This window comes from Maribacter spongiicola (assembly GCF_004364165.1).
GTDB lineage: Bacteria > Bacteroidota > Bacteroidia > Flavobacteriales > Flavobacteriaceae > Maribacter > Maribacter spongiicola.
Genome location: NZ_SOAY01000011.1, coordinates 458202 through 483049 on the forward strand (window position 1 = coordinate 458202; position 24848 = coordinate 483049).

Below are 24848 nucleotides of genomic sequence, written 5' to 3' on the forward strand. Positions count from 1 at the left end.
CCATTACTTTTTGTCAACTCCGAATTTACCCGGACCTAATAATGAAACAGTAACAAAGGCTACTAAGTAAAACAAAGCTTTTTCTTTAGTTCCAAAATCATCTGCACCATGAGTTATAAATGCTGCTACTGCCATAGTGATGGCTACTGGTATAGCTGCTAAACGAGTTTTAAATCCAATGATGATTAATATTGGGCAAATAAACTCACCGATTACAGCTAAAAATAAAGAGGGAGTTTCACCAATACCGATTGGATCTGCAAATTGAAAATCACCTGAAATTAGCTTTTGAAATTTTGGAAGTCCATGGGTTAACATCATGGCTGAAATTGCTATTCTAAAAAAAGCTAAGCCAATATCTTTTAATATGGTATTTTTCATTTATACAGAATATTTACTCTAAAAGTATCATTTTTTTTTGGTTTTTCTAAAATATGATAGCGCTCATAATGTATTAATTATAAAAATTTTATACCTAAATACAGGGTGGCTTAGTTATCAGTATGTTAAGATTTTATACGCAGCAATTAAAATAATTATATTTTTTTGAGCGAGAAATTTGTACACAAAAAAATCCCAAAATATATGGGATTTTTCTTACTTAATTTTTGAACATTATCTCAATTTCGGATAGTCATCAGGATTTACTTCATGCATTATCGCATATACCTTTTCAAAAATATCTTCTCTGTTCGGTTTAGAGAAATAATCTCCATCAGTACCGTAAGCAGGTCTATGTGCTTTTGCACTTAGGGTTTGTGGTGTACTATCTAAATATTTAAATCCACCTTGTTTTTCTACAATTTCATTTAAGAGATAAGCAGAACATCCGCCAGGTACATCTTCATCTATTACCAATAAACGGTTTGTTTTCTTTACGCTTTCTAAAACCTCCATTTTAATATCAAAGGGTAGTAAGGTTTGCGCATCTATTACCTCAGCATTAATCCCAACTTCAATTAATTCTCTTGCAGCTTTTTCAACGATACGTAGTGTTGATCCATAGGAAACCAATGTGATATCGCTTCCTTCTTTTAGGGTTTCAACTTTACCAATCGGTGTGCAGAATTCACCAAGATTTTTGGGCTTCTTTTCTTTTAATCGATATCCGTTCAGACTTTCTATAACCAATGCAGGTTCATCACTCTTTAAAAGTGTGTTATAGAAACCGGCAGCTTGTGTCATATTTCTAGGTGCAAGAATATACATGCCTCTCAGTAAATGGATAAGTCCGCCCATTTCTGATCCAGAATGCCATATACCTTCAAGTCTGTGACCTCTTGTTCTAATGATTAAGGGTGCTTTTTGTTTTCCTGCTGTTCTGTATAATAATGTTGCTAAATCATCTGTAAGGGTAGATAGCGCGTAAAAAATATAATCTAAGTACTGAATTTCGGCAATTGGTCTAAGTCCTCTTAAGGCCATTCCTATACCTTGCCCAATGATCGTAGTTTCGCGAATACCCGTATCTGCAACACGTATTTTGCCATATTTTTCTTGCATACCCTCAAGGCCTTGGTTTACATCGCCAATAGCACCTGTATCTTCTCCGAAAATTAAAATATTCGGGTATTTTTCAAATAGCTTATCAAAATTATCTCTTAGAATAACTCTACCATCTACTTGTTCTTCATCGTCATTGTATTCAGGAGAGATAGCCGTAACATTTGTCGCTTTGTTATCATTTTCGCTATATAAATGCGAGCTATATTTATGTTGCGATTCTTTTAGAAAGTTGGCAGTCCACTGAATTAGATCTTGCTTTTCTTGCGAATTTTCCCCTAGTAAATAGCGTAAAGATTTTCTTGCTGAAATTGCCAGATCTTTGCGTAGAGGCTCTTCAACCGCAATTAAATCATTTTTTAATTTATTAAGGAAATTCTTGTTGGCACTTTTAGAGGCTGCTTTTTCTATTATATTAATTAAAACAGACTTCTCGGTAAGGTTGTCTTTCAGGTACTCATCCCAAGCCTGTTTTTTAGCTTCTCTAACGGTACGCTTAATTCTTTTTTCAATAGAGTCTAATTCTTCGGTAGTTGCAATCCCCGATTCTATAATCCATTCTTTAAAACGTTTATTACAATCATGGTCACGTTCCCATTCTAATCGAACATTATCTTTATAACGTTCATGTGATCCAGATGTAGAATGACCTTGTGGTTGTGTTAATTCGCTTACATGTATTAATACTGGTACATGTTCTTGTCTTGCAATATCTGCCGCATTTTCATAGGTATGCATTAACGCGGTGTAGTCCCAACCTTTTACTCTTAAGATTTCATATCCCTTTTCGTTTTCAGTTCGTTGAAAACCAGATAGAATTTCTGAAATATTTTCTTTTGTCGTATGGAATTTTGCAGGTACCGATATGCCGTATTCATCGTCCCAAACACTAATGACCATAGGTACTTGTAGTACACCTGCAGCATTTATAGTTTCAAAAAACATGCCTTCACTAGTACTTGCGTTACCAATGGTGCCCCAAGCGATTTCGTTTCCGTTTACTGAAAATTTCGCGCTGTCAAGACCTTCCTGATTTCTGTATACTTTTGATGCTTGTGCCAAACCTAAAAGACGTGGCATTTGCCCTGCTGTACATGAAATGTCTCCACTACTGTTTTTTTGTTTTGTTAAATCTTTCCAACTACCATCGGCATTTAAGCTATGCGTTAAAAAGTGACCACCCATTTGCCTACCGGCACTCATAGGTTCTTTTTCGATATCTGTGGTAGCGTAAAGGGCATGAAAGAATTCTTTTGGTTGTAGTAAACCTAAAGCCATCATAAATGTCTGATCTCTGTAATAGCCACTTCTAAAATCACCATTTTTAAATGACTTTGCCATGGCTAATTGCGGTAGTTCTTTACCGTCACCGAAAATACCGAACTTGGCTTTACCGGTTAGTACTTCTTTTCTTCCCAATAAACTACAGGTTCTACTTAAAAAAGCAATTTCGTAGTCATTGATAATTTGTTCTTTGAAATCTTCAAAAGAAATATCATTACTGGTTTTAGAAGAAACATCCATGTATTATATGTGTTTATACAAAATTACCGAATCAAGTACTTTTTAGCAACGCTGTAACCAGTTAATTTATTCCATATTTTTCAACAAATTTGATATTTTATTGAAAATATCTGAATTTAAGCTAAAAATATTACTATCCGTATTGAGATTTGATAGTTTAAAACCATTTTCTTGTGAATAGTCCTGTTAAGGTTTTAGGACTCACCGTAATGATGAATCTTATTTTTTCACCATAGTTTGGTTGCGATACTTCCCAGCCGTTGTTTGAGTGAACCGGTAGATACAATTCAAAGTAATCGGTTACAAGATTTAAACGTACACCAGAGTCGTATACGAACTTGCCGTTAATACCTCTGTTTTTAACTATTCCGGCATCACCATATAATTCGATCCATTTCCATAGGTTGAAACTACCGTTTACCGTTGCCATCCAATCATTTGAGAATCTATATTGTTGATCAAGAAAAGATTTGAATCCGCCTTCGGCTATAATAATCTGCTGACTGTAAATACCAGAATCTTCCGATCTTCCTAAGTAACCATAATCGAAAAGGTAATCTGTAGGGCGGTCAAGGGCAAAACTAAAGAAATCAGTTTGCGTATTATTACTTAAAAACTTACCTGCAAAAAATCGAAGGTTCAATTGTCTATTATTATCAAATAATTTTCGATATTCATATTCAAACGACAGCTTGCTAAAACTGCCTGCTAATTGAAAATCTGCAAACCAGGAATTATAATCTAATATGCCATTATTTCTACTGGTATAACGTGCGTTAAATACACTATAATCTGGATTTTCCGGGTCGTTAGCCAGAGATATTAGAGCTGGATCAAAATCTCTAAAAATATTTACATACCTGAAAGACAGAAAATCTCTTTTATTTGATAATAAGTCTGCGGGCCTAAAGCCAAAACTTAACGAGGGTGTTACAGATGAGTATCTGGAGTTTTCATTAAAGTGAGAAGTGCCGGCACCGATATTATATTGAGCAACATACAACCCGCTTTTACTTAGGTATTTTCTATAACTGAATTTTCCAGAACCTACAAAAGCTTTCTCTCTGAAGGAATAAGAGGGAGAGAAATCATATACAAATGGTCTTTCTAGTAAGGTCTTGTTATAAAGCCGCATACCTGGGGTCCAGCCATCATAAATATTAAAACTCAATACCGGAACATAGAAAACCTGATTATAATATGGGTTTTCAGCATCTTTAAAGAAAGTAAACTTTAGTTTTTTGTTACTAGATAGAAACCCCTTTAATGATTTCCAGTTGTCTCGTTGATTAAATTCTGGTATTTTTTTGTCGTAATTTAGAACCAGCCTATCTTCTTGGTTATTAGGTATCGCAAAGGTTTCTTCAAACTCAATATTGCTAAACCAATATTCAGAAACCACAGAATCTTTTTTGAGTCCGAATACCGAAATAGGCACGTTCGTACCTTCCTTATTTTTTATAGTAACCAATAGCGAATCGGTGTCTTTCTGTACTTTTTTTATTTTGAAATCGATTTTGCGATCTGTAGATACGTAATCTTTAAAAAACCAATTAATATCTTGTTCGGTAGAGCGTTTTAATATCGATTCAAAATCATGAACCTTGACAGTATTTAGTTTATAATACTCAAAAAATGTTTTTATACTTTCATCAACATGTTCTTTTCCAATATAATCTGCCAAATAAGCTAAGCCTAAACCTGCTTTATACTTATTGGCGATTTTCTGGTTGAACTTTATAAGCGAATCGTTCGAGGTTTGTAGCGCTTGGTCTAAATTTTTACGCGCTGTTAAATTATATAGAAAAGGATACTGGTCATTGAAATCCATCTTTGCCAATTCAAAACTTCTGAAGCCCCAAATATTTGATAGTTTACCCATCATCTTTTGATCAGGGTAATATTTGTCTATATAGGCAATCATTAAATAGTTGGCGATAGCACTGTTCAACCATTGCTCTTTTCGCGGATTCAAGAACATAGTTTCTCTTAAAATACTGTTGATTGCCGTTTTCAAGAATTTCATTTCGAATTGAAATTGTTCTTCGTACGGGCGTATAAAAGAGGGTAGTTGGTTTAGACCATAAAGTGGGTCTTTGTTATAATCTAACTCGCTTACTAATATTTTCTTATGAGGGTAATCTCCTAAGTTTTGGTGGATAAAATTGGCGACTTTATTGATTGATAATCCCTGCCCAATAACACTATATCTTGGTGCTCTGATATCTGTTAAAAAAGTCATGTAAGGTGTGCGGTGTGTAAAAAAGTCTTTTTGCGGACTAAGTATTATTTCTCCACCACGTTGTCGGTTTCCTTTTAGTTGCGCGAACTGCCCATTTGGAAATTTTGACTCTGAGTCAATATCAAAATTAGAAGCAAGATTTAAGCTATCGGGATATTTAAAGTTAATGATGGTATTGGTTTCGTTCATATAAAGATCCTCTAGATTTTTATTTGAATACAGATGCCATTTACCGTCATATACAGCAGGTGTTAAGTACCAGTCTTTTAGGTAGTAATCGCCTCGGTTGCCATACCCATAGGGCGTATATTTATTTGGTGGTAGTTTTACCTTATAGGTGATGAAAACTTTAGTAGATGTGTTGGGTAGCAATATATTGTTAAGCGTGACCTTTAAAATGTCTTTACCTTCGGTACGGCTCCATTCAAGTCCGTTATAAGAATCGTCGACTACACTTATAATGGTAGTTTTACCTCGCTCATCGGCTTTGGCCAAATGCAGCGATTTTTTAAATTCTTGTGCAAACCTTTTCGCTAGTCCTGTATTTTTATCTGAGTAGGCATTCGCCCAATCATTAAAATAAATGACACCTAAGTTGTAATTAGACTTATTATAATAGGTGAACTCTTGACGAATATCGAGCTCTTTAGTATACTCGTTTAAAGTTACACTAAGGTCAGTTTCGTATTGAGCAAAACAACTAGTCGCATTAACAACTAATAATAATATACAGGAATAGAGAAATGAATGAGAATTACGTATCAAGGCTAAGATTAAAAATTAGGACTCATACTATGCCCTTTATAAAAGGTATCTATGATCTCAACAACTTCTTCTTCAGTGTCTACAATTTGAATAAGGTTTAAATCTTCGGGACTAATAGTTCCCATTTTAAGCATGGTGCCTTTTACCCAGTCCATAAGTCCGGTCCAAAAATCACTGCCCACAAGAATAATCGGGAATTTTCCAATTTTATGTGTCTGTATCAACGTGATGGCTTCAAAAAGCTCATCTAATGTTCCAAAGCCGCCAGGCATTACTACAAAACCTTGAGAGTATTTTACGAACATTACCTTTCTTACGAAGAAGTAGTCGAAATCTAAACTCTTATCATTATCGATATACGGATTATCATGTTGCTCAAAAGGTAGGTCAATGTTTAAACCTACAGATGTACCACCGGCAAGGTTGGCACCTCTATTACCAGCTTCCATAATACCTGGTCCACCACCAGTAATAACTCCGTAACCTGCTTCTGCAATAGATTTTGCAATAGATACCGCTAGTTTGTAATATGGGTCTTCTTCTTTTGTTCTGGCAGAACCAAAAATAGATACACATGGTCCTATTTTACTCATGCGCTCAAAACCATTTACAAACTCGCCCATTATCTTAAAAATGGCCCAAGAGTCATTGGTTTTTATTTCGTTCCAGCCTTTATGATGTTTTTCTGATCTCATTCTTTATTTAATATACTTTTAGATAGATTTTTTATCTAATTATTATTTTAATTCTCTTTTTAAAAACTTTGCGGTGTAGCTTTTCTTGTCTTTTGCAACCTCTTCTGGCGTGCCTTTCGCTACTAACTGCCCACCTGAGCGTCCGCCTTCGTAACCGATATCTATGATATAATCTACCATTTTAATTACGTCCATATTATGTTCAATAACTAACACGGTATTTCCTTTATCAGCTAATTTATTCAAAACATCCATTAAAACCCTAATATCTTCAAAATGAAGTCCGGTTGTAGGCTCATCTAAAATATAGAAGGTATTACCCGTATCTCTCTTAGAAAGTTCTGTTGCCAATTTTATACGTTGCGCCTCACCACCTGATAAGGTAGTAGATTGCTGCCCTAAAGATATGTAACCTAAGCCCACATCTTGTATGGTCTTTAACTTACGATGTATTTTCGGAATAAGTTCAAAAAATGATACAGCTTCGTTAATTGTCATTTCTAAAACATCTGAAATGGACTTGCCTTTGTAACGAATTTCTAGCGTTTCTCTATTAAATCTCTTACCATTACAGGTTTCACATTCTACATAAACATCTGGTAAAAAATTCATTTCAATAACACGCAATCCTCCACCTTGACAAGTTTCACAACGACCACCTTTTACATTAAAACTAAATCTACCGGGTTTGTAGCCACGTATAGATGCTTCAGTAGTTTTTGCAAATAGCGAACGTATTTCGCCAAATACACCAGTATATGTCGCCGGGTTTGATCTTGGTGTTCTACCAATTGGCGATTGGTTGATGTCAATAACTTTATCGATATGCTCTAGCCCCGTAATTTTCTTATACGGCATCGGTTTTTTAACGCCATTGAAATAATGAGCGTTCATAATTGGATAAAGCGTTTCGTTGATCAAAGTTGATTTACCACTACCGGATACTCCTGTAACGCCAATCATTTTTCCTAAAGGAAATTTGACAGTAAGGTTCTTTAAATTATTTCCTGTGCAGCCAGATAATACAATTTCATTGCCATTACCGGGTCTTCTCTTTTTCGGGACTTCAATCTTCTTTACACCGGTCATATAATCGGCAGTAAGCGTATGAACATTTTTCAATTCTTCAGGCGTACCTTGAGATATGATTTCTCCACCGTTTTTACCTGCTTTCGGACCTATGTCAATTACATGATCAGCCCTTTCTATCATATCGCGGTCATGTTCGACTACGATAACAGAGTTGCCAATATCTCTAAGAGATTCTAAAGATTTAATCAATCGTTCATTATCTCGCTGGTGTAAACCGATGCTTGGCTCATCTAGAATATAAAGTACACCTACCAATTGGGATCCAATTTGGGTCGCTAATCGAATACGTTGTGCTTCGCCACCAGATAATGATTTAGAGCTTCTGTTCAATGATAAATAATCGAGACCTACATCTAGTAAAAATTGAATTCTAGTACTGATCTCTTTTATAATCTCTTCGGCTATCTTTAGCTGATTACCGCTAAGTTTTTTATCTAAACCATTAAAGAATGCTGCTAATTCAACAATATCTAAATTAGCTAACTCGGCAATATTCTTATCTTCAATTTTAAAGTAAAGCGATTCTTTTCTAAGTCGGAAACCTGTACATGACGGACAAGTAATTCTGTCCATATATTCTTTTGCCCATCGTTTTATAGATGTTGAGGCAGCTTCTTCGAACTGATTTTTTATGAAATTAGAAATTCCTTCATAATCAATTTTATAGGTTCGTTTTACGCCCAATGTTTTCGAATCTACCTCAAAACTTTCTTTACCACCGTTTAAAAGAATCTCGATGGCTTCAGCAGGAATGGTATCTATAGGGTCTGTTATTTTAAAATTATAGCGTTCTGCTATAGTCTCGATCTGTTTAAATGCCCAAGATTTTTTATAATCTCCTAATGGGGCTATTCCGCCACCTTTAATAGATAATTTTTTATTAGGGAAAATCTTCTTCTCATTTACTTCATATACATGACCTAAGCCGCTGCAATAGGGGCACATGCCTTTTGGCGAGTTAAATGAAAATGTATTAGGTTCAGGGGTAGGATAGGAGATACCCGTTGAAGGGCACATTAAATCTCTACTAAAATACCTCGGTAAATCTGTACCTTCTTCTAAAACCATTAATACATTCTCGCCACTATACATGGCTGTATTTATAGTTTCGGATAAACGTTTATGAAAATCTTCGCTTTCAACTACTTTTAAACGGTCAATGACAATCTCTATATCGTGCACCTTGTAACGGTCCACCTTCATGCCTTTAACGATATCTTTTACTTCACCATCAACGCGAACTTTTACGAAACCTTGCTTTGCAATTTGTTCAAATAGCTCACGATAGTGACCTTTTCTTGATTTAATTATCGGTGCAAGAATATTTATTTTCTTTCCGTTATACGATTCAATAATCAAGTTCTTAATTTGTTCATCGCTATAACTCACCATTTTTTCGCCTGTGTTATAACTATGTGCGTCTGCTGCACGGGCAAAAAGTAGTCTTAAGAAATCATATATTTCTGTAATGGTACCAACTGTAGATCTTGGCGATTTGGAAGTCGTCTTTTGTTCAATAGCAATTACAGGCGATAAACCATCAATTTTATCAACATCTGGGCGTTCTAATCCGCCTAAAAATTGTCTGGCATAGGCAGAAAAAGTTTCGATATAACGTCTTTGCCCTTCTGCGTAAATGGTGTCAAAAGCCAATGAAGATTTTCCACTACCAGATAAGCCAGTTATAACAACCAGTTTGTCTCGCGGTATGGTAACATCTATATTCTTAAGGTTATGAACGCGTGCGCCCTTAACTTCTATATTTTCTTCAAAATTAATCATGTATTCATAGCAAAGTTGCAAAAGTACGATTTTGAGTGCTAATTACACACGTTCTTAAGTTCTTTGAAAAGACTGAATGTCTTAAATTATTGATGCAATCGCTTTATTGAGGTGTAATAGTATTTTATACCCATCAGATTACAAATGGAATAAAAATAATAGTAAAGTTCACAAATTTTTATTCATGCATTACAAATAATGGTACTGAAGTTTGGTGGCTTAGTACTTCAACAGAGTTGTTGAAAAATACTTGTTGAAATAGGTTTAAATTTTTCGCAACCAATGTCAACATTTCAATTTCATTTTCTGCGATATAATTTAAAATTGAATCTCTAACACTTTTGCCTAAAATATGATTAAAGCTATGTTTATCGATAAATAACTCTTTTAAATAATCATTGAGATAGGCTTGGTTAATTACCTGAGAATTTGAAAAATTGGGTTTAGATTGTGTAACATGAATGACGTCTAACTTTGCATTTGAAATTTCTAGTATTTCTGTAATAGAATTTAAAATAGGGTAGGTGTAGAAAAGATTAAAGTCTGTAGGAAAAGCAATGTTACTTGGCTTTTTGGTAATCGTATTTTCAGGTATTACTAATACATTACAAGCTACTTTGGTAATCACATTACCTGTACTAGTGCCAATTATAGATGCTTTTATGCTAGAAGCCCCTTTCGTGCCCATTACAATTAAATCTATCTTTTTCTCGTCAACGGTCTTCCTTACTATATCAATAAGATTACCATACTCTTCAAGCGAAATAAATTTGTGATCAGGGTTTGGGAAACACATCGCTATACGGTCAATGGTTTCGTTCAGTTTATCTAAAGCACTAAATTTTTCTTTTGCATTTATTGTCAAAAATGAATTTGCGGCGATATCAGAATTACCTAAATCATCTACATGCAATACATAAAAGGTGCATTTTATGTTTTCAAAAAAACACGCAGCATATTCAAGGGCGTTCCAAGAATTATTAGAAAAATCAGTGGGTATTAAAATGTGTTTCATTCAATCGACTTACTTTACAAAAGTAAATGGTTGATGAAACGTGATAAATGATATTTATCAGATATCGTTTAATTTACATATTGTAATGCTTTAATTTCTAATATTTGAATATTTCTACCTTCGACGGCTATTAGACCTTCTTTTTTAAATCCAGACAATGTACGTATTAAGCTTTCGGTCGCTATACCTGCAACACTTGCTAGATCATTACGCGATATTCTAATGGGCTCATCTGGTTTTGTATTCATGACATCGGCAAATTGTAACAAGGTTTGTGCTGTTTTTCTGCGTACAGAACTATAGGCCATTTGTAATAATTGAGCTTTTATATTCGAAATGTTTGCAGATAAGAGTTCCATTAGCTCCATAGAAATGGTCTTATTTTCGTTCAGTATTTCTTTTAAATTTTCTTTCGAAATACCTGCTAATTCAACATCCTCTAATGCTGTAGCAGATTCTTGATAGGGTACATTGTTTAAAAAGGAGGTGAAGCCTAAAAAGTCATCTGCCTTTGCCAAAGATGTAATCAGCTCTTTTCCGTCAGGATCCATATTGTAGCATTTTACAAGTCCTTTTAAAACAAGATAAATTTTGTTAGAACGGCTATTTTCTTCATAAATATGTTCTCCTTGCTTGAAATTTACTACTTCGCCATTGTCATCAAAGAAATTTTTAAGTTCATGAATGGTGCGCATTTCATTTTCAGAAACTCCGTGTTCTTTAGACGTTTCATCTTGCATGCGCATTAGTAGTTCGGCTTTTGCCAACCTACTTTTTACAGCACTCATTAGTTCCTCTTCTTCAAAGGGTTTGGTTAGGTAGTCATCTGCCCCAAGATCCATTCCCTTCCGTATTTCTTTATGCTCAGTTTTTGCAGATAGAAAAATGAACGGTATGTGCTTCGTTTTTTCGTTACTAGAAAGATTTTCGAGTACACCATAGCCATCAACTTCGGGCATCATAATATCGCAAATGATAATGTCTGGTAAATTTTCAATGGCGGCTGAAATACCTATTTTTCCATTAGGTGCCGTCATAACTGTATAACCCGCTAATTCTAAAAGTTCTTCGGTATTTTCTCGCAAGGCTTTATCGTCCTCAATCAATAAAATTCTTTTCATCTTCTAGTTGGTTTTTAATTTAGGTATACTTAGCGTAAATGTTGACCCTATACTTTCTGTACTTGAAAACTCAAGACTTCCACCTAAGTTCTCTATATGTTGTTTTGCGATATTTAAACCAATGCCGGTGCCTTGTGTCAATAAAGCGTTCTCTGCCCTAAAATAACGATTAAATATGTGTTTTTGCTCTTCTACCGGTATACCAATGCCTTCATCAATGACACTAATGGTATAACCTGTATCTTTGATATCCACCTTTATATCAATGGTGGAATCTTCTGGAGAGTATTTGATAGCATTATGTACTAAATTGGATAGCGCCAATTCTAAGGTCTTTTCATCGAATTGAATATTTAATTCATCAATGTTTTCTGGGTAGTGAATCTGTTGGCCAGACTTGAGCAGCATGTTGGCATTATATACTACCTCGTTAACGGTTTTACTAAGCGGAAATTCTTCGATTTTATAATTCACCTTACCAGATTCTAACCGTTCTACAGATAGAAAATCATTAAGTATGGTATCTAAATATTTTACCTTATTTTTTATTGTAGTTACGTGTTTATCTCGCTTTGGTTGCTGTTCTGTTTCGGTATATTTACCGAGTAAGGTAATCGATGTTAGTATACTGCTTAAAGGTGTTTTAAATTCATGCGATACTAATGATAAGAAACGTGTTTTAAGTTCGTTCAGTTCTTTTTCAACAGCGAGCGCTTCTGTTAGTTGATGGGTACGTTCTTCTACTATTTTTTCTAAGTTTTCTGTATAATTTTTTCTCTCTGTGATATCTAGAATAAAGGCAACAAATACTTTTTCTTTTCCTAGTTTCGATAGTTGTAGATGTACTTCAACTGGGTACGAAGTTCCGTCTTTTCTTCCATGTCTGGTTTCGAACTTAACTTTGGCAGTTTCATCATTAACTAATGGAGCTATCAAGGTATTGAATTCAGAAATATCCATATCGGGTTTAATGTCAACGGGAGTCATTGTGTATAACTCTTCAAATGAATACCCTATATTTCTTTGCGCTTCTTTATTTATATTCAAAAACTTAAACGTATCGGCATCAAAAATGAAAATTTCATTCAGCGATTCATCAAAAATTCGTGCCCAGTGGCTTAGTTCTTCTTCTCTATTTTTACGTTCTGTAATATTAATTACCAAGGCCATTACATAGGTAGCGCCATAAAATTCAAACGGATTCAAACCTGCCTCAACAGGAAATTCTTTGCCGTCTTTACATATGCCATATAGATTTCTACCATGCCCCATTTGGCGTTTATCACTTTTTGCGATAAAATTATCTACATGTGCACCATGACCTGCATGGTACCTTCTGGGTATTAGTATGTCTAAAGGTTTGCCAACTAGTTCGCCTTTCTCGTAACCAAACATTTGCAGCGATGACGTATTAGTGGCTACAATAATTTGATCAGCATTTACAACGATAATGCCTTCTGAAACACCTTCTGATAATAAATTAAAAATGTCACTATTTTCTTGAAAATCCTGCATATATCAAATATATCGATTACTACTGATTTTTGTCATATTAAAACTACATCCTACTTCATATTTTTACTTGAAATCAACTAAGACAAGACAAAATGGAAAATACGCCGAAAACAATGAACGGACTCTATGAAAATTTAGGTAAGCTATTTTATGCCGTGGCTATAAGTGATGGAACCGTGCATAATAATGAATGGGCTAAAGTCAAGGAATACGTAAAAGAAGATTGGTTGTATGTAGATGATTTTACAGACCGGTATGGTACCGATGCTGCAAACCAAATTGAAATTGTTTTTGATGTTTTAATGGAGTCTGAAAAAAGTAGTGAAGAATGTTTTGATGATTTTAAGGAGTTTTATAAAATTCATCCGCATGCATTTTCAGATAAAATAAAAACCTTGACCAAAAAGACGGCCAAGGCTATTGCAAGTTCATTCTCAGGTAATAATAAGTCTGAGTTAATAGTGTTAGCAAAAATAGATCTATTGCTAGATTAAGCTTGTTTCATTAGTTTCTTAATATCAGCATCTTTGTAGATTTTCTGAACCATTTTGCTGTACAAACTGGTAAATTTATCTTCGTTGATTAAGTTACCAAATAATGATTCTTGTCTTATAAAAGCTAGTGGGTCAGTGTTTGTTTTGCTTGCCGCCGCATGCAGTTGATCTTGCATAGCGTCAATAATTTCAATCGGGTTACCGTTTTTATCTATTCCCTTATCGCTGTAATAGCACCATGCAGCAATTACTAAAGTCGCAAATTTAATGCTACCGCCATTCGCTAAATTATCTTGAATGGTTGCAATTAAGAATTTCGGCAATTTTGCTGAACTCTCTGAGCAAATTCTGCTTACGCTATCTTTTATATTTGGGTTCGCAAAACGTTCTTGTAAACTATCTTTATATGCAGTTAAATCGATGCCTTCTAGTTTGTCTAAAACAGGAGTAGCTTCTTCATCCATGAATGCTCTTAAATAGGTAACGAACAAATCATCTTCCATACAAGCGTTAATAGTTGGGTGACCATGAATAGCTCCAAGAATACCCAATACAGAATGCCCTGCATTCAAAAGGCGAAGCTTCATTTTTTCATATGGCTTTACATCTGGCACGAATTGCACTCCAACTTTTTCAAATTCTGGTCTACCGTTAGAGAAATTATCTTCAATTACCCATTGAATAAATGGCTCGCAAGTTACAGGCCATTCGTCTTTTAGATCATAAGTACTTTCTAAATATTCAATGTCTGCTTGAGTGGTAACTGGCGTAATACGGTCTACCATACTGTTTGGGAAACTTACTTCTTTGTCAATATATTCAGCCAATTCTTTATCTTGTCTGTTTGCAAAAGCAAGTAGCATTTCTCTGGTTACATCACCATTGTGCTGAATATTGTCACAAGACATTACCGTAAAAGCTGGTAAGCCTTCTTCTTTTCTTTTTTTAATGGCAGCCGTTAAAAATCCGTAGATGGTTTTAGGGTCTTTCGGATGTTGTAATTCGTGCTGTACATCTGCATTCTCAAAATCAAATTCTCCCGTTGACGAATTAAAATTATAGCCACCCTCTGTAATCGTTAAGGATACTATTTTTGTATCAGGATGTGCCATTTGGTCGATAACTACATCGGGAGTGTCATGACCAAGTTTAAAGTCGATAATAGAACCAATTACTTGTGAATCTATCTTACCATCAGGATGCTTTACAATCAATGTGTAAAGTCCGTCTTGTTTTTGTAGCACATCATGAATCTTCTGATCACCCTTTCGAAGACCAATTCCGCATATACCCCATGCAGCAGCATCTCCCTTTTCTTGTAACAAATGGGTATAAAAGGCTTGGTGCGCTCTATGAAAACCACCAACACCAACATGTACGATTCCAGATTTTAATGATGCTCTATCAAAAGTAGGAATAGGTATTTGCTTGTTTATAGTCGCTAAATTCTCTTTGTTCAACATGATTTCTTTATTCATTTTTAGCTTTGTTTATTGATTTGCCACGTATTAATACCCAGTATGCTGTAACGAAATAAGTTACTGTACATACAAATGCATACGTATAGAAAATTTCTCTATTATTAATATAGCTGTTCTCATTTGCACTGTCGAATAAAACTGTACCTGCTAATATTAGCGTTATTATTAGGGCAACGAGAGATACCAGTTTTAAAATTTTTGAGAATGGGGTAGCGTCTTTCTTTGGCGTTGTTTCTAATTTACTTTTTTCTTCTTGAAAAGCCACAATTTTCTCATTACGAATTTTTTCTTGTTCTTCTGCTTCTGGGTATTTCTCTTTTGCTCCGTAACGACCAGCTAAAAAAGTATAAACTGCGATAGTGAAAATCCATGTTGGTATGAATAAATAGAAGAAAGACATTACATTAAAAGCATTCAAGCCAAAGCCAAATACCAGACCTAATCCCCATGAAACAATGGCTGGTGTACTAAAGGTTAATTTGCGGTATTGAGACCAATAACGTGTGTACCCAATTTTTGGAAATATCTGATGCTCTGCAAATACTATAGCACCAACAGGTACAACCAATAAACCTGCATACGTCAATAGCGGTAAAATCTGTGAGAATACAAATGGGAAACAGGCTATAGCGATGGTAATTAGACCAACAACTATGGTAGTTTTCTTTCGTGAGTGATTATGAAAAATTGCCTGTGCAGCTAAACCTGCTCTATATAGATTGGTAATTGCTGTCGTCCAACCTGCTACGATTACAATAACGAAACCAGACCACCCTAAGGCATAAAAAGCAACATCTCCTGGATCTAATTCGACAATCGATTTCCCGATGATTACTGCTGCACCGGCTCCCATAATTCCGGCAGCTATCCACGCAACATAATGCCCGAACATCATACCTGTGCTGGTTGCTAGACCGTACGATTTCTTTTTGGCGAAACGTAATAACGCCATATCTATTAATCCGAAATGGGTAATAGTATTTGCTGCCCATGCGAACCCGATTACTTCAACAAGTCCGATACCAGGTTCTCCGGCACTATCAACTCCTGTCCAAATGGATTGATCTCCGAGTGATATCAAATCGTTCCATCCGCTAGGTAACGTTGTTCCTAGTACATCTAAAGACAAAGCTGGTAATAAAACCATTGCACCACTGGTGAACATTACAAAAAGCCATGGTGCGCATATTCCTGAAAATTCAGATACTGCATTAAATCCGTATAAAGCAATAGAAACTACTACTAAACCTACGCAGAAAACGATGACCACAAACCACATATTGGTAGGGTACCAGTTTAATTGTGCAGGTATATCGAAAGCAAAGCGGACTGCAGTTGCAGATACGGTAATCATGGCGGCAGATATGACCGAGAAAATAATGACGTTTGCCCAATTGTAAAGCTTGGTCATAGAATCTCCAGCAATTTTATTGAGATAGGTGTATAAACTTAATCTTGTTTCTACGGCAATGGGTGAGGTTATGAATGTCCAGCTGAGAACTGCCAAAATATTTCCGATCAATAGACCCAAAATAATATCCATTGTTTTAGCCCCTAATGCTACGAATGTAGCGCCGATTACAAACTCGGTTGCGGCAACGTGTTCAGCGGCGTAAAGACCAGCAAAATGGGTCCAATCATGTAACTTATGTTTTGCAACGGGTAATTGTTCTTCGTTTAGGTTTTCGAACGCGGCGTAGTCGTTGTTTGTAGACATAAGTTGAGTTGGTAGTTAGTTTTATAAAAAAATAAGTTGAGTTCTGTTTAAGAACTTTTAGGTATCTGTTACCATTTAAACAGGCTTGCAATGTATTTATTTTTGATAATAACAATTGCTAAAATTTGTTAATCTTATTATTTCAAAACATAAGTAAAATAATATGATTTTGACGAAGTTGGGTTAAATTAAGTAGATAGGTGTTTGTTTTAAGTAGTATTAAGGTTTTGTATCATTAAAAAAGCAAATGAACTATCATGGTAAACTCTCAAAATAGTATTACCCTTAATAAAAGCTAATGTTATCTGCCTGTTCTATGGATTGTTAGCCAAGGTTATTTCTTTTTTCCGATAATATTCAATCCAAGTTTGTATTCTTCCAACAAACATTTTTAAATAATTCTCTGATAAAAACACATTAGACCAGTCATATCTTTGGGCTTGAATACCAAGATAAAATATAAAGACCGAGGTTCCCGCCTTGGGGATCAATCCTAATTCTTTATTGGATAATTGTTTGATTTTATTATATCCCTTTAAAAAACTCTGAACTTTTAATTCGTATTTAGTTTTGTCAGATGCTATGAGAAATAACTGTTTGCAAAAATACCCAATATCTAATATTTGCCATCCATTACCACAAAAGTCAAAGTCGAAAATGGTAATTCCTTTTCTTCGGTAATAGCCATGTTATCGTACCAAATATCCATATGAACAACTTCGTTCGGAATGTTTTTAAAATCTGAGTTTTTAAAAGTTTCTCCAAACTCCTTAATGTATTTCATTTCTGATAAATTCTCAGAAAAGAACTGTTGTAAGTACTCGTATGGTTTTTCTAAAAGTGTTTTTTTGTTATAAGAAATACGGTCAATATTTTTATCTGTAACAAGAGTGTGAATTTGTGCCATTAAAGCGCCAATTTGTGAACAAGTTTCATTATTCATAAATCTTACTTTTTCACCTTTTGCGAATGAGAATACTACCATGTATCTCTTTCCTTCTGGAGCATTTATTTCCTGTATCAATTCTCCATTGATATCTTTAATGGGATAAGAAATACTTAAATTATTTTCACGTAATAAATTTAATAGTTTTAACTCTTCTGTAATTTCAGATTTAGTTCTCCAATTGTGACTGTAAACTCTTAAAACATATTTAGAGATATCGTTTGATATGAAATAGGTATGATTCATTCCGGTTCTGAATAACTTACAGGCGTAACTATTATCCAGTCCGTATTTTTCTTGTGCAAATTCCCCTAATTCTTTTGCTGATATGGTACTTGCTGTGACCGGAAATACGTTCATACTTTTTTACTGTGGTTAGTTAATGTATATTTTAGCGATTACCTATCTTTCAAAATCACTAGTTTTTAGTCCATTATTGAATTTAATATTAGACCAGTTTACTGTTACCCAAGGTGAATCGCTAAATGCGGCTTCCCAAGTAGATTTCTTGTATTTTCGCTTAGTAGGGAAAAGCATTCCGTCAACATCTTCATATTCTAAGCTCATTAAATTCGGAGTTTCCATAGCGCCAAAGTCTGCTACTGTAAATAGAAACTGATCTACAAGAGATGTATTTTTATTAATGTAAAGCTGATAAATATCTGTTGGCTTCGAGTCTCCAAAATTGAAGGATACTTTTACAATTTCATAAGGAATTTCGTTTAAGGTTTTTTCGCCTAAATACTCATACGAAATACCTTTGTCCATTAACTTTTGAAACATGGTAAACCAATAGAAATTAGTAGGTCTGTTAAAAGCAACTCTTTTTAAGGCAATACTATCGTTTAGTATTTCTCCATTATGTTTTAACCAGAATTCTTTACCGTCATAACCTTGTTCAATTGTGCCCTGTAAGTCACTTAAGGTTCTTTGGTGCTGTTCGTATTTACCATATGATAGTTCACCATCGAAAATGTATTTCTCTGTTGAAATATCTGTTTTACCATCTGGTGTTTGATAGGTGTATGTGTACACAACATCTTTCTTACTACGAAGCGTTTTGTAATCGCCGACTTTTTCAAGCATTTTTGAAACTAATTCTTCTCCTTTATTCGTGAATTCAGGAGTTTGAATCGTTTCTTTTTTGGCAGTTTGTTCCCCTTTGCAAGAAGTGATTAAAATACTTAATACTAGTAGTGTAGCTATTTTAAATTTCATCAATAGTTTTTTAAAAGTAAGATTAAATTAATGCACCATTTGCAGCGATTACCTGCCCTGAAATCCATTTAGATTCATCGCTGGCTAAAAATAGTGCTACTCTGGCGATATCAATAGGTTGTGCCAATCTGTCGAAAGCATTCATAGACTTTAATTTATCAATGAACTCTTCTGATTTTCCATTTAAGAATAATTCAGTTTCTGTTGGTCCGGGTGCAAGGGCGTTTACAGATATTCCTCTTCCTATTTCTTTAGAAAACACTCTGGTCATTTGTTCTACCGCAGCTTTTGAGGCGGAATATAAAGCGTAAGTAGGAAACATCAATTTTACCGTAGTAGACGATATATTTATAATATTGCCATTATCTGATAATTTACTGTCCGCCTCTTGTAGCATATTGAAGACTCCCTTTACATTCACATCAAACTGTTTGTTGAAGTCTTCTTGAGTGTTGTCTTTCAATTTTTTGTTGAACATGACACCAGCGTTGTTTACCAATACGTCTACTTTACCAAATTCTTTAATAGTTTGGTCAAATAGCCGAGTTACCTGATCTCTATCGCTTACATCTGCTTTTATGGCAATAGCGTTGCCGCCATTACTTTTAATTTTAGCTACAGTAGCGTCTGCATCTTTTTCACTGTTTGAATGATTGACAACTATTTTAGCACCATTTTCTGCTAATAGAAATGCAAATTCTTGTCCGATACCTCTTGAGGCTCCTGTTATGATGACTACCTTATTTTCTAATTTCATTACGTTTCGTTTAGTTAGGGAATTTGAATAATTATTGAATTACAGCCCTTTCCACCAATCGCCATAGTTGTTCACCGAATCTTTTACAATAATCTCTTGCCCAATTTGAGGTGAAATAACGGTAATGTTCAGTTCAGCTGCTTTGGCTTCAACTCTTTTAATAGGGTCTGTCCATTCGTGTAGGGCAAGTTTAAAACCTGCCCAGTGAATTGGCATTATTTTCTTTGCTTTTACATCAATACCAGCTTGTGCGGTTTCTTCGGGCATCATATGAATATCTGACCACATTTTATTGTATTGTCCGCATTCCATTAAGGCAAGATCAAAAGGTCCGTATTTATCTCCTATTTCTTTAAAGTGATCGGCATAACCGCTATCGCCGCTAAAAAAGATATTCTCATGTTTTGATGAGATTACCCAAGAGCTCCACAAGGTGCTTTGTGCATTGTTTAATCCTCGACCAGAGAAATGTTGTGCCGGTGTACAGACGAATTTTAGATTTCCGAATTGTGTTTCTTGCCACCAATCCATCTCCGTGATTTTAGCATCAGAAACTCCCCATGCAGTCAAATGATTACCAACACCTAGCGGAGTATAAAAATGATTGGTTTTATCCTTAATTTTTAATACAGACTCGTAATCTAAATGGTCATAATGGTCATGAGAAAAAATAACTGCATCTATCTGTGGTAGTTGTTCAATTGCTATAGGAAATTCTTTATTGAAACGCTTTTCTCCTAAAAGTGGGTGAGGGGCTGCTACTGCACCGAACATTGGGTCAATTAAAATATTTTTTCCATCAATCTGTAATAAGAAAGAGGAATGTCCGAACCAAACCATTCTTGCTTCTCCGCTGTAATCTGCAATGTTTACAGAATCTATTTTTTGCGGAACTAAATCTGCTTTTGGGCGACCATTAGGCACCTTAGTAGTGAAAAATTTATAGGCTAAACTAAGCTTGTCAGAAAAGGCTAAGTCTTCTGGTACAGGTAACACATTACGAAATTTACCCTCTTTAAATTGTTGCGATTGCTCATAGGCTAATTTCTGTTCTTTGGTGCTATCGCCACCAAAACTTGGGTAAAAATTGGTAAATGCTACTATTGCAATAGCCAATACACCTATGATAATTAAAGTTGTAACCATTATTTTTTTAAGTATTCTTTTAATCATATTATGTTCTTAGACCTATGCCTTGTTTGCACATTAGCTTGAAGTCGCACTTCTATATATAATTATGCAAAGATAGTTTATCGTAATAACTGTATTTTAAAGAGAAATAGATTTTAGTAGCATTAAAATCTATAGGTAAAATTATCAATGTAATGAACCGTAACTGTATAGCAATCTAGATAATTGCTCAAAAGAAAGAGGTCAGGTATTAAAACCTGACCTTAGTTAAATTTGTTATGTTTTAAAAAAAAATTATGCTGTTTTAGGTTTCGGATTATCATAGTATTTCTTCTTCAACCAAAATGAAACCCGAACTAGAAATATCAGTGCCGGTACCTCAACTAACGGACCTATTACTCCTGCAAATGCTTGACCAGAATTGAGTCCGAATACCGCAATGGCAACTGCAATAGCCAATTCAAAATTGTTTCCGGCTGCCGTAAATGCTACTGATGCTGTTTTGTCATACTCTGCACCCGTTGCTTTGGTAAAGAAAAACCCAATAATGAACATTAAGGTGAAATAAATTAATAACGGAACTGCAATGATGAGCACATCCATAGGTATTTCAACTATTAATTCTCCTTTTAACGAGAACATGATGACAATGGTAAACAATAGCGCTATCAAAGTCATTGGTGAAATAGTGGGTATGAACTTATTCGTATACCAATCTTCGCCTTTGAGTTTTACTAAAATCAATCTGCTTAAAATTCCCATTAAAAATGGCAATCCTAAATAGATGGCTACACTTTCAGCTATAGTCCCAATAGAGATATCTACAATTGCACCTTCAAAACCGAAGTAGGGCGGAAGTACCGTTATAAATATCCATGCATAGAAACTGTAGGCAAATACTTGAAATATACTGTTTAATGCCACCAATCCAGCTCCGTACTCACTACTACCATCGGCAAGGTCGTTCCATACCAATACCATGGCAATACAACGCGCCAAACCTATAAGTATAAGACCAACCATGTATTCTGGGTAGTCCGATAAAAAGGTAATGGCTAAAATGAACATTAATACCGGACCAATAATCCAATTTAAGATTAAAGAGATAGATAGAATTTTGGTGTTTCTAAATACCTTCGGTAACAAAGCATAGTTCACTTTCGCCAAAGGCGGATACATCATTAATATTAAACCTATTGCAATAGGAATGTTTGTAGTACCACTATTGAAGGTATTGATGATATCCGGAAAGCTTGGAAAAAAGTAACCGATACCAACACCAAGTGCCATTGCGGCAAAAATCCACCAGGTTAGGTTTTTATCTAGAAAACTTAATTTTTTAGATGCCATTTTTACTTGTTGATTTGTGAGAATATGTAAAACAATTCTGTTGCGATTTGTATACTTCGTTCAGCATATTTTTCTGCTTGCTGCGGCGTGTTGTCAAACGCTTTTGGATCTTCAAAAGTGATGGGTACTCTTTTCTCTGCACCTGCAATAAAAGGACAACCACCATCTGCTTGCGAACAAGTCATTATTGCCGCAAACTGTGAAGCCGGATTAAAAGAATCTTCATAAGATTTTGAAAAACCAATTACCGGATGTTCATTCTCAGAATACTTAATGGCATAAACAGGATTACTGGTGTCCGATAATTTTTGAATCTGAAATCCTTGATTCTTTAATGTCTCTGCAACCATTGGAAACAATGCCGTAGCTTCTGTGCCACCAGAATAGCAATACACATTTTTAATATTAAAATAGGTAGCCATTGTCTGTGCCCATACTTGCGATAAATGACTTCTTCTAGAATTATGCGTACAGATAAAGTTGATTCTTATTTCTTGGTCATTGGTAGTTTTCTCTTGTATAAAATCTACCAATGGCTGTAAAACAACTTTACGTTCTGCCGTAATTGAATCTGGCTGTAACGCTTTAATTAAATCCTCAATTTCTGGTAACATGTTGGTTTCTGTAGTTATCATTTTTTCTAATGTTTATAGGTAGTTAACAGCAGTTTCCGTCAGGTGCACAACATGGTTCATTAGTAACTTCGGCAAGATTTAACTTTGGTTTCTCTGCAGGTATGCCACAATTATCTTTTGCCAAACAGTCTGTTTGTTTCGATGCTAAGATGAAATTAGTGCCGTCAAAATCAAGACCAAATTTCTCAATGGTTTGTCCCTGGTATTCAACTTCTATTTCTAAATCTTCTATGCCCAATACTTTTTCTGAAAGTTCAATAATGTTGATTAATTTTTCTGGGTGAAGTCTATGGTCATAATCATTGGCATTCCATAATTGAAAGTTTACTACTTCCTCATTACGAACAGTACCACCACAATCAATGAAGTTTTTGGTAATCTTGCCAACTTCAGTTACATGAAAATGGTTCGGCACCAATTCGCCATTAGGTAATTGAAAGGCTATAGTTTCTAATTCTGCTAAGTGATTTTTAATTTCTGATAGTTTCATAATTTTGATTTTAAATTATACGTTTTCTTTTTATTTGTTAATCGTAATAAAGCGATAAAAGAAGGTAAATTTTTTTAACAGCAATTTGTATTTGGAATATCTTGATCCAAGAATTTAATCATAATATCTTTCATGTTAGACCAATTGTCTTTATCTATACAGTAACAAACACTGGTGCCTTCTACATTACCCTTTATCAATCCTAAATTTTTCAATTCTTTTAAATGTTGAGAAATGGTTGGTTGTGCCAAACCTATTTCACTAACCAAGTCTCCGCATATGCAAGTATCTATTTTAAATAAGTACTGTAAAATTGCAACACGTGCAGGGTGACCAAATACTTTGGCGAAGAGAGAAATCTTGTTCTGCTCATCAGTAAACATTTCTGTTTTTGCTAATCCCATTCTTCTATTTAATTGTTTCATTGCAATATTACGATATAATAATAGTATAAAGCAATGAATAGGATTTATTTTTTGTTTTTTAACACTATTACCAACCACTAAGTTTAAATTATAATATATTCTTAACAGAGACTTAATACTATGTTTTTCAGTGATTAAATAAAACATAAGGCAATTGGGTAGGATAGTAATTTATTTATAAAATTTACTAATTACCTTGTGCAAACTTTTGAAAATGAGTAATTTCTATGTAACTTTTATCTAGAATTAAAACACTACAGAAAATGGCATTAACAAAAGAGACAAAAGGAAAGGGTACGCATATTACCGTTACGTTTACTGTTGGGGAAAATGAAGCTCCAAGTGCAGCAAATGTTATATTATTGGGTGATTTCAATAATTGGCAAACGAACGATAGTTCTTACCGAATGGAAAAAAAGAACGGGTCTTATGTAAAAAGCATAAAACTTGAAGCTGGTAAACGTTACGAGTTTAGATACTTGAGCGAAGATAAAGGCTGGTTCAATGATCATGCGGCAGATGCTTATGTGCCATCGCCATATTCAGGTATTGATAATAGTGTGGTAGATTTAACGGCTTTACCGGCGAAAAAGAAAGTGGTTAAAAAAACGGTAGCCAAGAAACCAGCAGTTAAAAAGCCAGTAGCAAAGAAACCTGCAGCCAAGGCCAAGAAAGACGATTTAAAAAAGATTGAAGGCATCGGACCTAAAATTGCATCTATCTTAACAAATAAGGGTATCGGCACTTTTGAAAAATTAGCTGGAGCATCTGTAAAGACTCTTGAAGAAATTTTAAAAGAAGCCGGACCACGTTATACTATGCATAAACCAGGTAGCTGGCCAAAGCAAGCTAAATTAGCTGCTTCAGGTGATTGGGATAAATTGAAAGTCTTACAAGATAAATTAGACGGCGGTAAGTAATTGCCAAAACTATACATAGCAAAAAGCCCT

20 protein-coding genes are annotated in these 24848 nt (G+C 34.8%); 2 read left to right on the forward strand and 18 right to left on the reverse strand.

Translation table 11 applies throughout. The features are described from left to right. Positions 1-3 precede the first annotated feature (3 nt). The 8 genes from CLV90_RS10175 to CLV90_RS10210 all read right to left on the reverse strand — a co-directional run bounded on the left by CLV90_RS10175 (position 4) and on the right by CLV90_RS10210 (position 13254). The gene (locus tag CLV90_RS10175; protein ID WP_133687380.1) at positions 4-381 is read right to left on the reverse strand and encodes a DoxX family protein; all 378 of its coding nucleotides are present in this window, start codon (positions 379-381) and stop codon (positions 4-6) included. Positions 382-615: 234 nt separating this feature from the next. Continuing rightward, positions 616-3027: an alpha-ketoacid dehydrogenase subunit alpha/beta gene (locus CLV90_RS10180; protein WP_133687381.1), complete on the reverse strand. Its 2412-nt coding sequence runs from the start codon at positions 3025-3027 to the stop codon at positions 616-618. Between the two features lie 157 nt (positions 3028-3184). Beyond that, positions 3185-6034, reverse strand: a complete 2850-nt coding sequence (locus CLV90_RS10185) for a metalloprotease (protein WP_243835348.1) — start codon at positions 6032-6034, stop codon at positions 3185-3187. Between the two features lie 8 nt (positions 6035-6042). Then, positions 6043-6729 carry an LOG family protein gene (locus CLV90_RS10190; protein WP_133687382.1) on the reverse strand — a complete coding sequence of 229 codons (687 nt, stop codon included), beginning with the start codon at positions 6727-6729 and terminating at the stop codon, positions 6043-6045. Between the two features lie 42 nt (positions 6730-6771). Then, complete coding sequence (gene uvrA / locus CLV90_RS10195; RefSeq protein ID WP_133687383.1) at positions 6772-9603, reverse strand: excinuclease ABC subunit UvrA; 2832 nt, start codon at positions 9601-9603, stop codon at positions 6772-6774. A 178-nt stretch (positions 9604-9781) separates the two neighbouring features. Beyond that, complete coding sequence (locus tag CLV90_RS10200; RefSeq protein ID WP_133687384.1) at positions 9782-10618, reverse strand: universal stress protein; 837 nt, start codon at positions 10616-10618, stop codon at positions 9782-9784. A gap of 68 nt (positions 10619-10686) precedes the next feature. Beyond that, the gene (locus tag CLV90_RS10205; RefSeq protein ID WP_133687385.1) at positions 10687-11739 is read right to left on the reverse strand and encodes a response regulator; all 1053 of its coding nucleotides are present in this window, start codon (positions 11737-11739) and stop codon (positions 10687-10689) included. A 3-nt stretch (positions 11740-11742) separates the two neighbouring features. Continuing rightward, the gene (locus CLV90_RS10210) at positions 11743-13254 is read right to left on the reverse strand and encodes a sensor histidine kinase (RefSeq protein ID WP_133687386.1); all 1512 of its coding nucleotides are present in this window, start codon (positions 13252-13254) and stop codon (positions 11743-11745) included. Positions 13255-13346: 92 nt separating this feature from the next. Here CLV90_RS10210 and CLV90_RS10215 point away from each other — a divergent pair, with 92 nt between their 5' ends. Continuing rightward, positions 13347-13748 (forward strand): hypothetical protein, encoded by a 402-nt coding sequence (locus CLV90_RS10215; RefSeq protein WP_243835357.1) that lies wholly within the window; start codon positions 13347-13349, stop codon positions 13746-13748. On the opposite strand, the gene CLV90_RS10220 is transcribed toward CLV90_RS10215, so the two are convergent. The 10 genes from CLV90_RS10220 to CLV90_RS10265 form a co-directional block, all read right to left on the reverse strand. Beyond that, positions 13745-15226 carry a mannitol dehydrogenase family protein gene (locus tag CLV90_RS10220; protein WP_133687387.1) on the reverse strand — a complete coding sequence of 494 codons (1482 nt, stop codon included), beginning with the start codon at positions 15224-15226 and terminating at the stop codon, positions 13745-13747. The genes CLV90_RS10215 and CLV90_RS10220 overlap by 4 nt on opposite strands. Beyond that, positions 15219-16946: a purine-cytosine permease family protein gene (locus CLV90_RS10225; RefSeq protein ID WP_133687388.1), complete on the reverse strand. Its 1728-nt coding sequence runs from the start codon at positions 16944-16946 to the stop codon at positions 15219-15221. The genes CLV90_RS10220 and CLV90_RS10225 overlap by 8 nt, the downstream gene beginning before the upstream one ends. Before the next feature lie 616 nt (positions 16947-17562). Continuing rightward, positions 17563-18252 carry a phosphotransferase gene (locus tag CLV90_RS10230; protein WP_243835359.1) on the reverse strand — a complete coding sequence of 230 codons (690 nt, stop codon included), beginning with the start codon at positions 18250-18252 and terminating at the stop codon, positions 17563-17565. Positions 18253-18294: 42 nt separating this feature from the next. Continuing rightward, entirely contained in the window at positions 18295-19110 is an 816-nt protein-coding gene (locus CLV90_RS10235; protein ID WP_133687389.1) for a DUF6503 family protein, read from the reverse strand. Between the two features lie 22 nt (positions 19111-19132). Further along, entirely contained in the window at positions 19133-19867 is a 735-nt protein-coding gene (locus CLV90_RS10240; protein WP_133687390.1) for an SDR family oxidoreductase, read from the reverse strand. Positions 19868-19906: 39 nt separating this feature from the next. Beyond that, a complete protein-coding gene (locus CLV90_RS10245; protein ID WP_208295118.1) occupies positions 19907-21040 on the reverse strand; it encodes an MBL fold metallo-hydrolase in 1134 nt (377 codons plus the stop codon). Between the two features lie 252 nt (positions 21041-21292). Next, a complete protein-coding gene (arsB, locus tag CLV90_RS10250) occupies positions 21293-22348 on the reverse strand; it encodes an ACR3 family arsenite efflux transporter (RefSeq protein WP_133687391.1) in 1056 nt (351 codons plus the stop codon). 2 nt (positions 22349-22350) lie between these two features. Then, positions 22351-22983, reverse strand: a complete 633-nt coding sequence (locus CLV90_RS10255; RefSeq protein WP_133687392.1) for an arsenate-mycothiol transferase ArsC — start codon at positions 22981-22983, stop codon at positions 22351-22353. A 22-nt stretch (positions 22984-23005) separates the two neighbouring features. Continuing rightward, the gene (locus CLV90_RS10260; RefSeq protein WP_133687393.1) at positions 23006-23473 is read right to left on the reverse strand and encodes a DUF6428 family protein; all 468 of its coding nucleotides are present in this window, start codon (positions 23471-23473) and stop codon (positions 23006-23008) included. Positions 23474-23547: 74 nt separating this feature from the next. Then, positions 23548-23877, reverse strand: coding sequence for an ArsR/SmtB family transcription factor (locus CLV90_RS10265; RefSeq protein WP_133687394.1), 330 nt, complete (start codon positions 23875-23877; stop codon positions 23548-23550). Between the two features lie 284 nt (positions 23878-24161). Here CLV90_RS10265 and CLV90_RS10270 point away from each other — a divergent pair, with 284 nt between their 5' ends. Continuing rightward, positions 24162-24818 carry a helix-hairpin-helix domain-containing protein gene (locus CLV90_RS10270; RefSeq protein WP_133687395.1) on the forward strand — a complete coding sequence of 219 codons (657 nt, stop codon included), beginning with the start codon at positions 24162-24164 and terminating at the stop codon, positions 24816-24818. Positions 24819-24848: the final 30 nt, after the last annotated feature.

Bases quoted from the DNA above. Each gene is read 5' to 3' on its own strand.
- CLV90_RS10175 (WP_133687380.1), bottom strand. From the start codon at position 381: ATGAAAAATACCATATTAAAAGATATTGGCTTAGCTTTTTTTAGAATA.
- CLV90_RS10180 (WP_133687381.1), bottom strand. From the start codon at position 3,027: ATGGATGTTTCTTCTAAAACCAGTAATGATATTTCTTTTGAAGATTTC.
- CLV90_RS10190 (WP_133687382.1), bottom strand. From the start codon at position 6,729: ATGAGATCAGAAAAACATCATAAAGGCTGGAACGAAATAAAAACCAAT.
- uvrA (WP_133687383.1), bottom strand. From the start codon at position 9,603: ATGATTAATTTTGAAGAAAATATAGAAGTTAAGGGCGCACGCGTTCAT.
- CLV90_RS10200 (WP_133687384.1), bottom strand. From the start codon at position 10,618: ATGAAACACATTTTAATACCCACTGATTTTTCTAATAATTCTTGGAAC.
- CLV90_RS10205 (WP_133687385.1), bottom strand. From the start codon at position 11,739: ATGAAAAGAATTTTATTGATTGAGGACGATAAAGCCTTGCGAGAAAAT.
- CLV90_RS10210 (WP_133687386.1), bottom strand. From the start codon at position 13,254: ATGCAGGATTTTCAAGAAAATAGTGACATTTTTAATTTATTATCAGAA.
- CLV90_RS10215 (WP_243835357.1), top strand. From the start codon at position 13,347: ATGGAAAATACGCCGAAAACAATGAACGGACTCTATGAAAATTTAGGT.
- CLV90_RS10220 (WP_133687387.1), bottom strand. From the start codon at position 15,226: ATGAATAAAGAAATCATGTTGAACAAAGAGAATTTAGCGACTATAAAC.
- CLV90_RS10225 (WP_133687388.1), bottom strand. From the start codon at position 16,946: ATGTCTACAAACAACGACTACGCCGCGTTCGAAAACCTAAACGAAGAA.
- CLV90_RS10230 (WP_243835359.1), bottom strand. From the start codon at position 18,252: ATGAACGTATTTCCGGTCACAGCAAGTACCATATCAGCAAAAGAATTA.
- CLV90_RS10235 (WP_133687389.1), bottom strand. From the start codon at position 19,110: ATGAAATTTAAAATAGCTACACTACTAGTATTAAGTATTTTAATCACT.
- CLV90_RS10240 (WP_133687390.1), bottom strand. From the start codon at position 19,867: ATGAAATTAGAAAATAAGGTAGTCATCATAACAGGAGCCTCAAGAGGT.
- CLV90_RS10245 (WP_208295118.1), bottom strand. From the start codon at position 21,040: ATGATTAAAAGAATACTTAAAAAAATAATGGTTACAACTTTAATTATC.
- arsB (WP_133687391.1), bottom strand. From the start codon at position 22,348: ATGGCATCTAAAAAATTAAGTTTTCTAGATAAAAACCTAACCTGGTGG.
- CLV90_RS10255 (WP_133687392.1), bottom strand. From the start codon at position 22,983: ATGATAACTACAGAAACCAACATGTTACCAGAAATTGAGGATTTAATT.
- CLV90_RS10260 (WP_133687393.1), bottom strand. From the start codon at position 23,473: ATGAAACTATCAGAAATTAAAAATCACTTAGCAGAATTAGAAACTATA.
- CLV90_RS10265 (WP_133687394.1), bottom strand. From the start codon at position 23,877: ATGGGATTAGCAAAAACAGAAATGTTTACTGATGAGCAGAACAAGATT.
- CLV90_RS10270 (WP_133687395.1), top strand. From the start codon at position 24,162: ATGGCATTAACAAAAGAGACAAAAGGAAAGGGTACGCATATTACCGTT.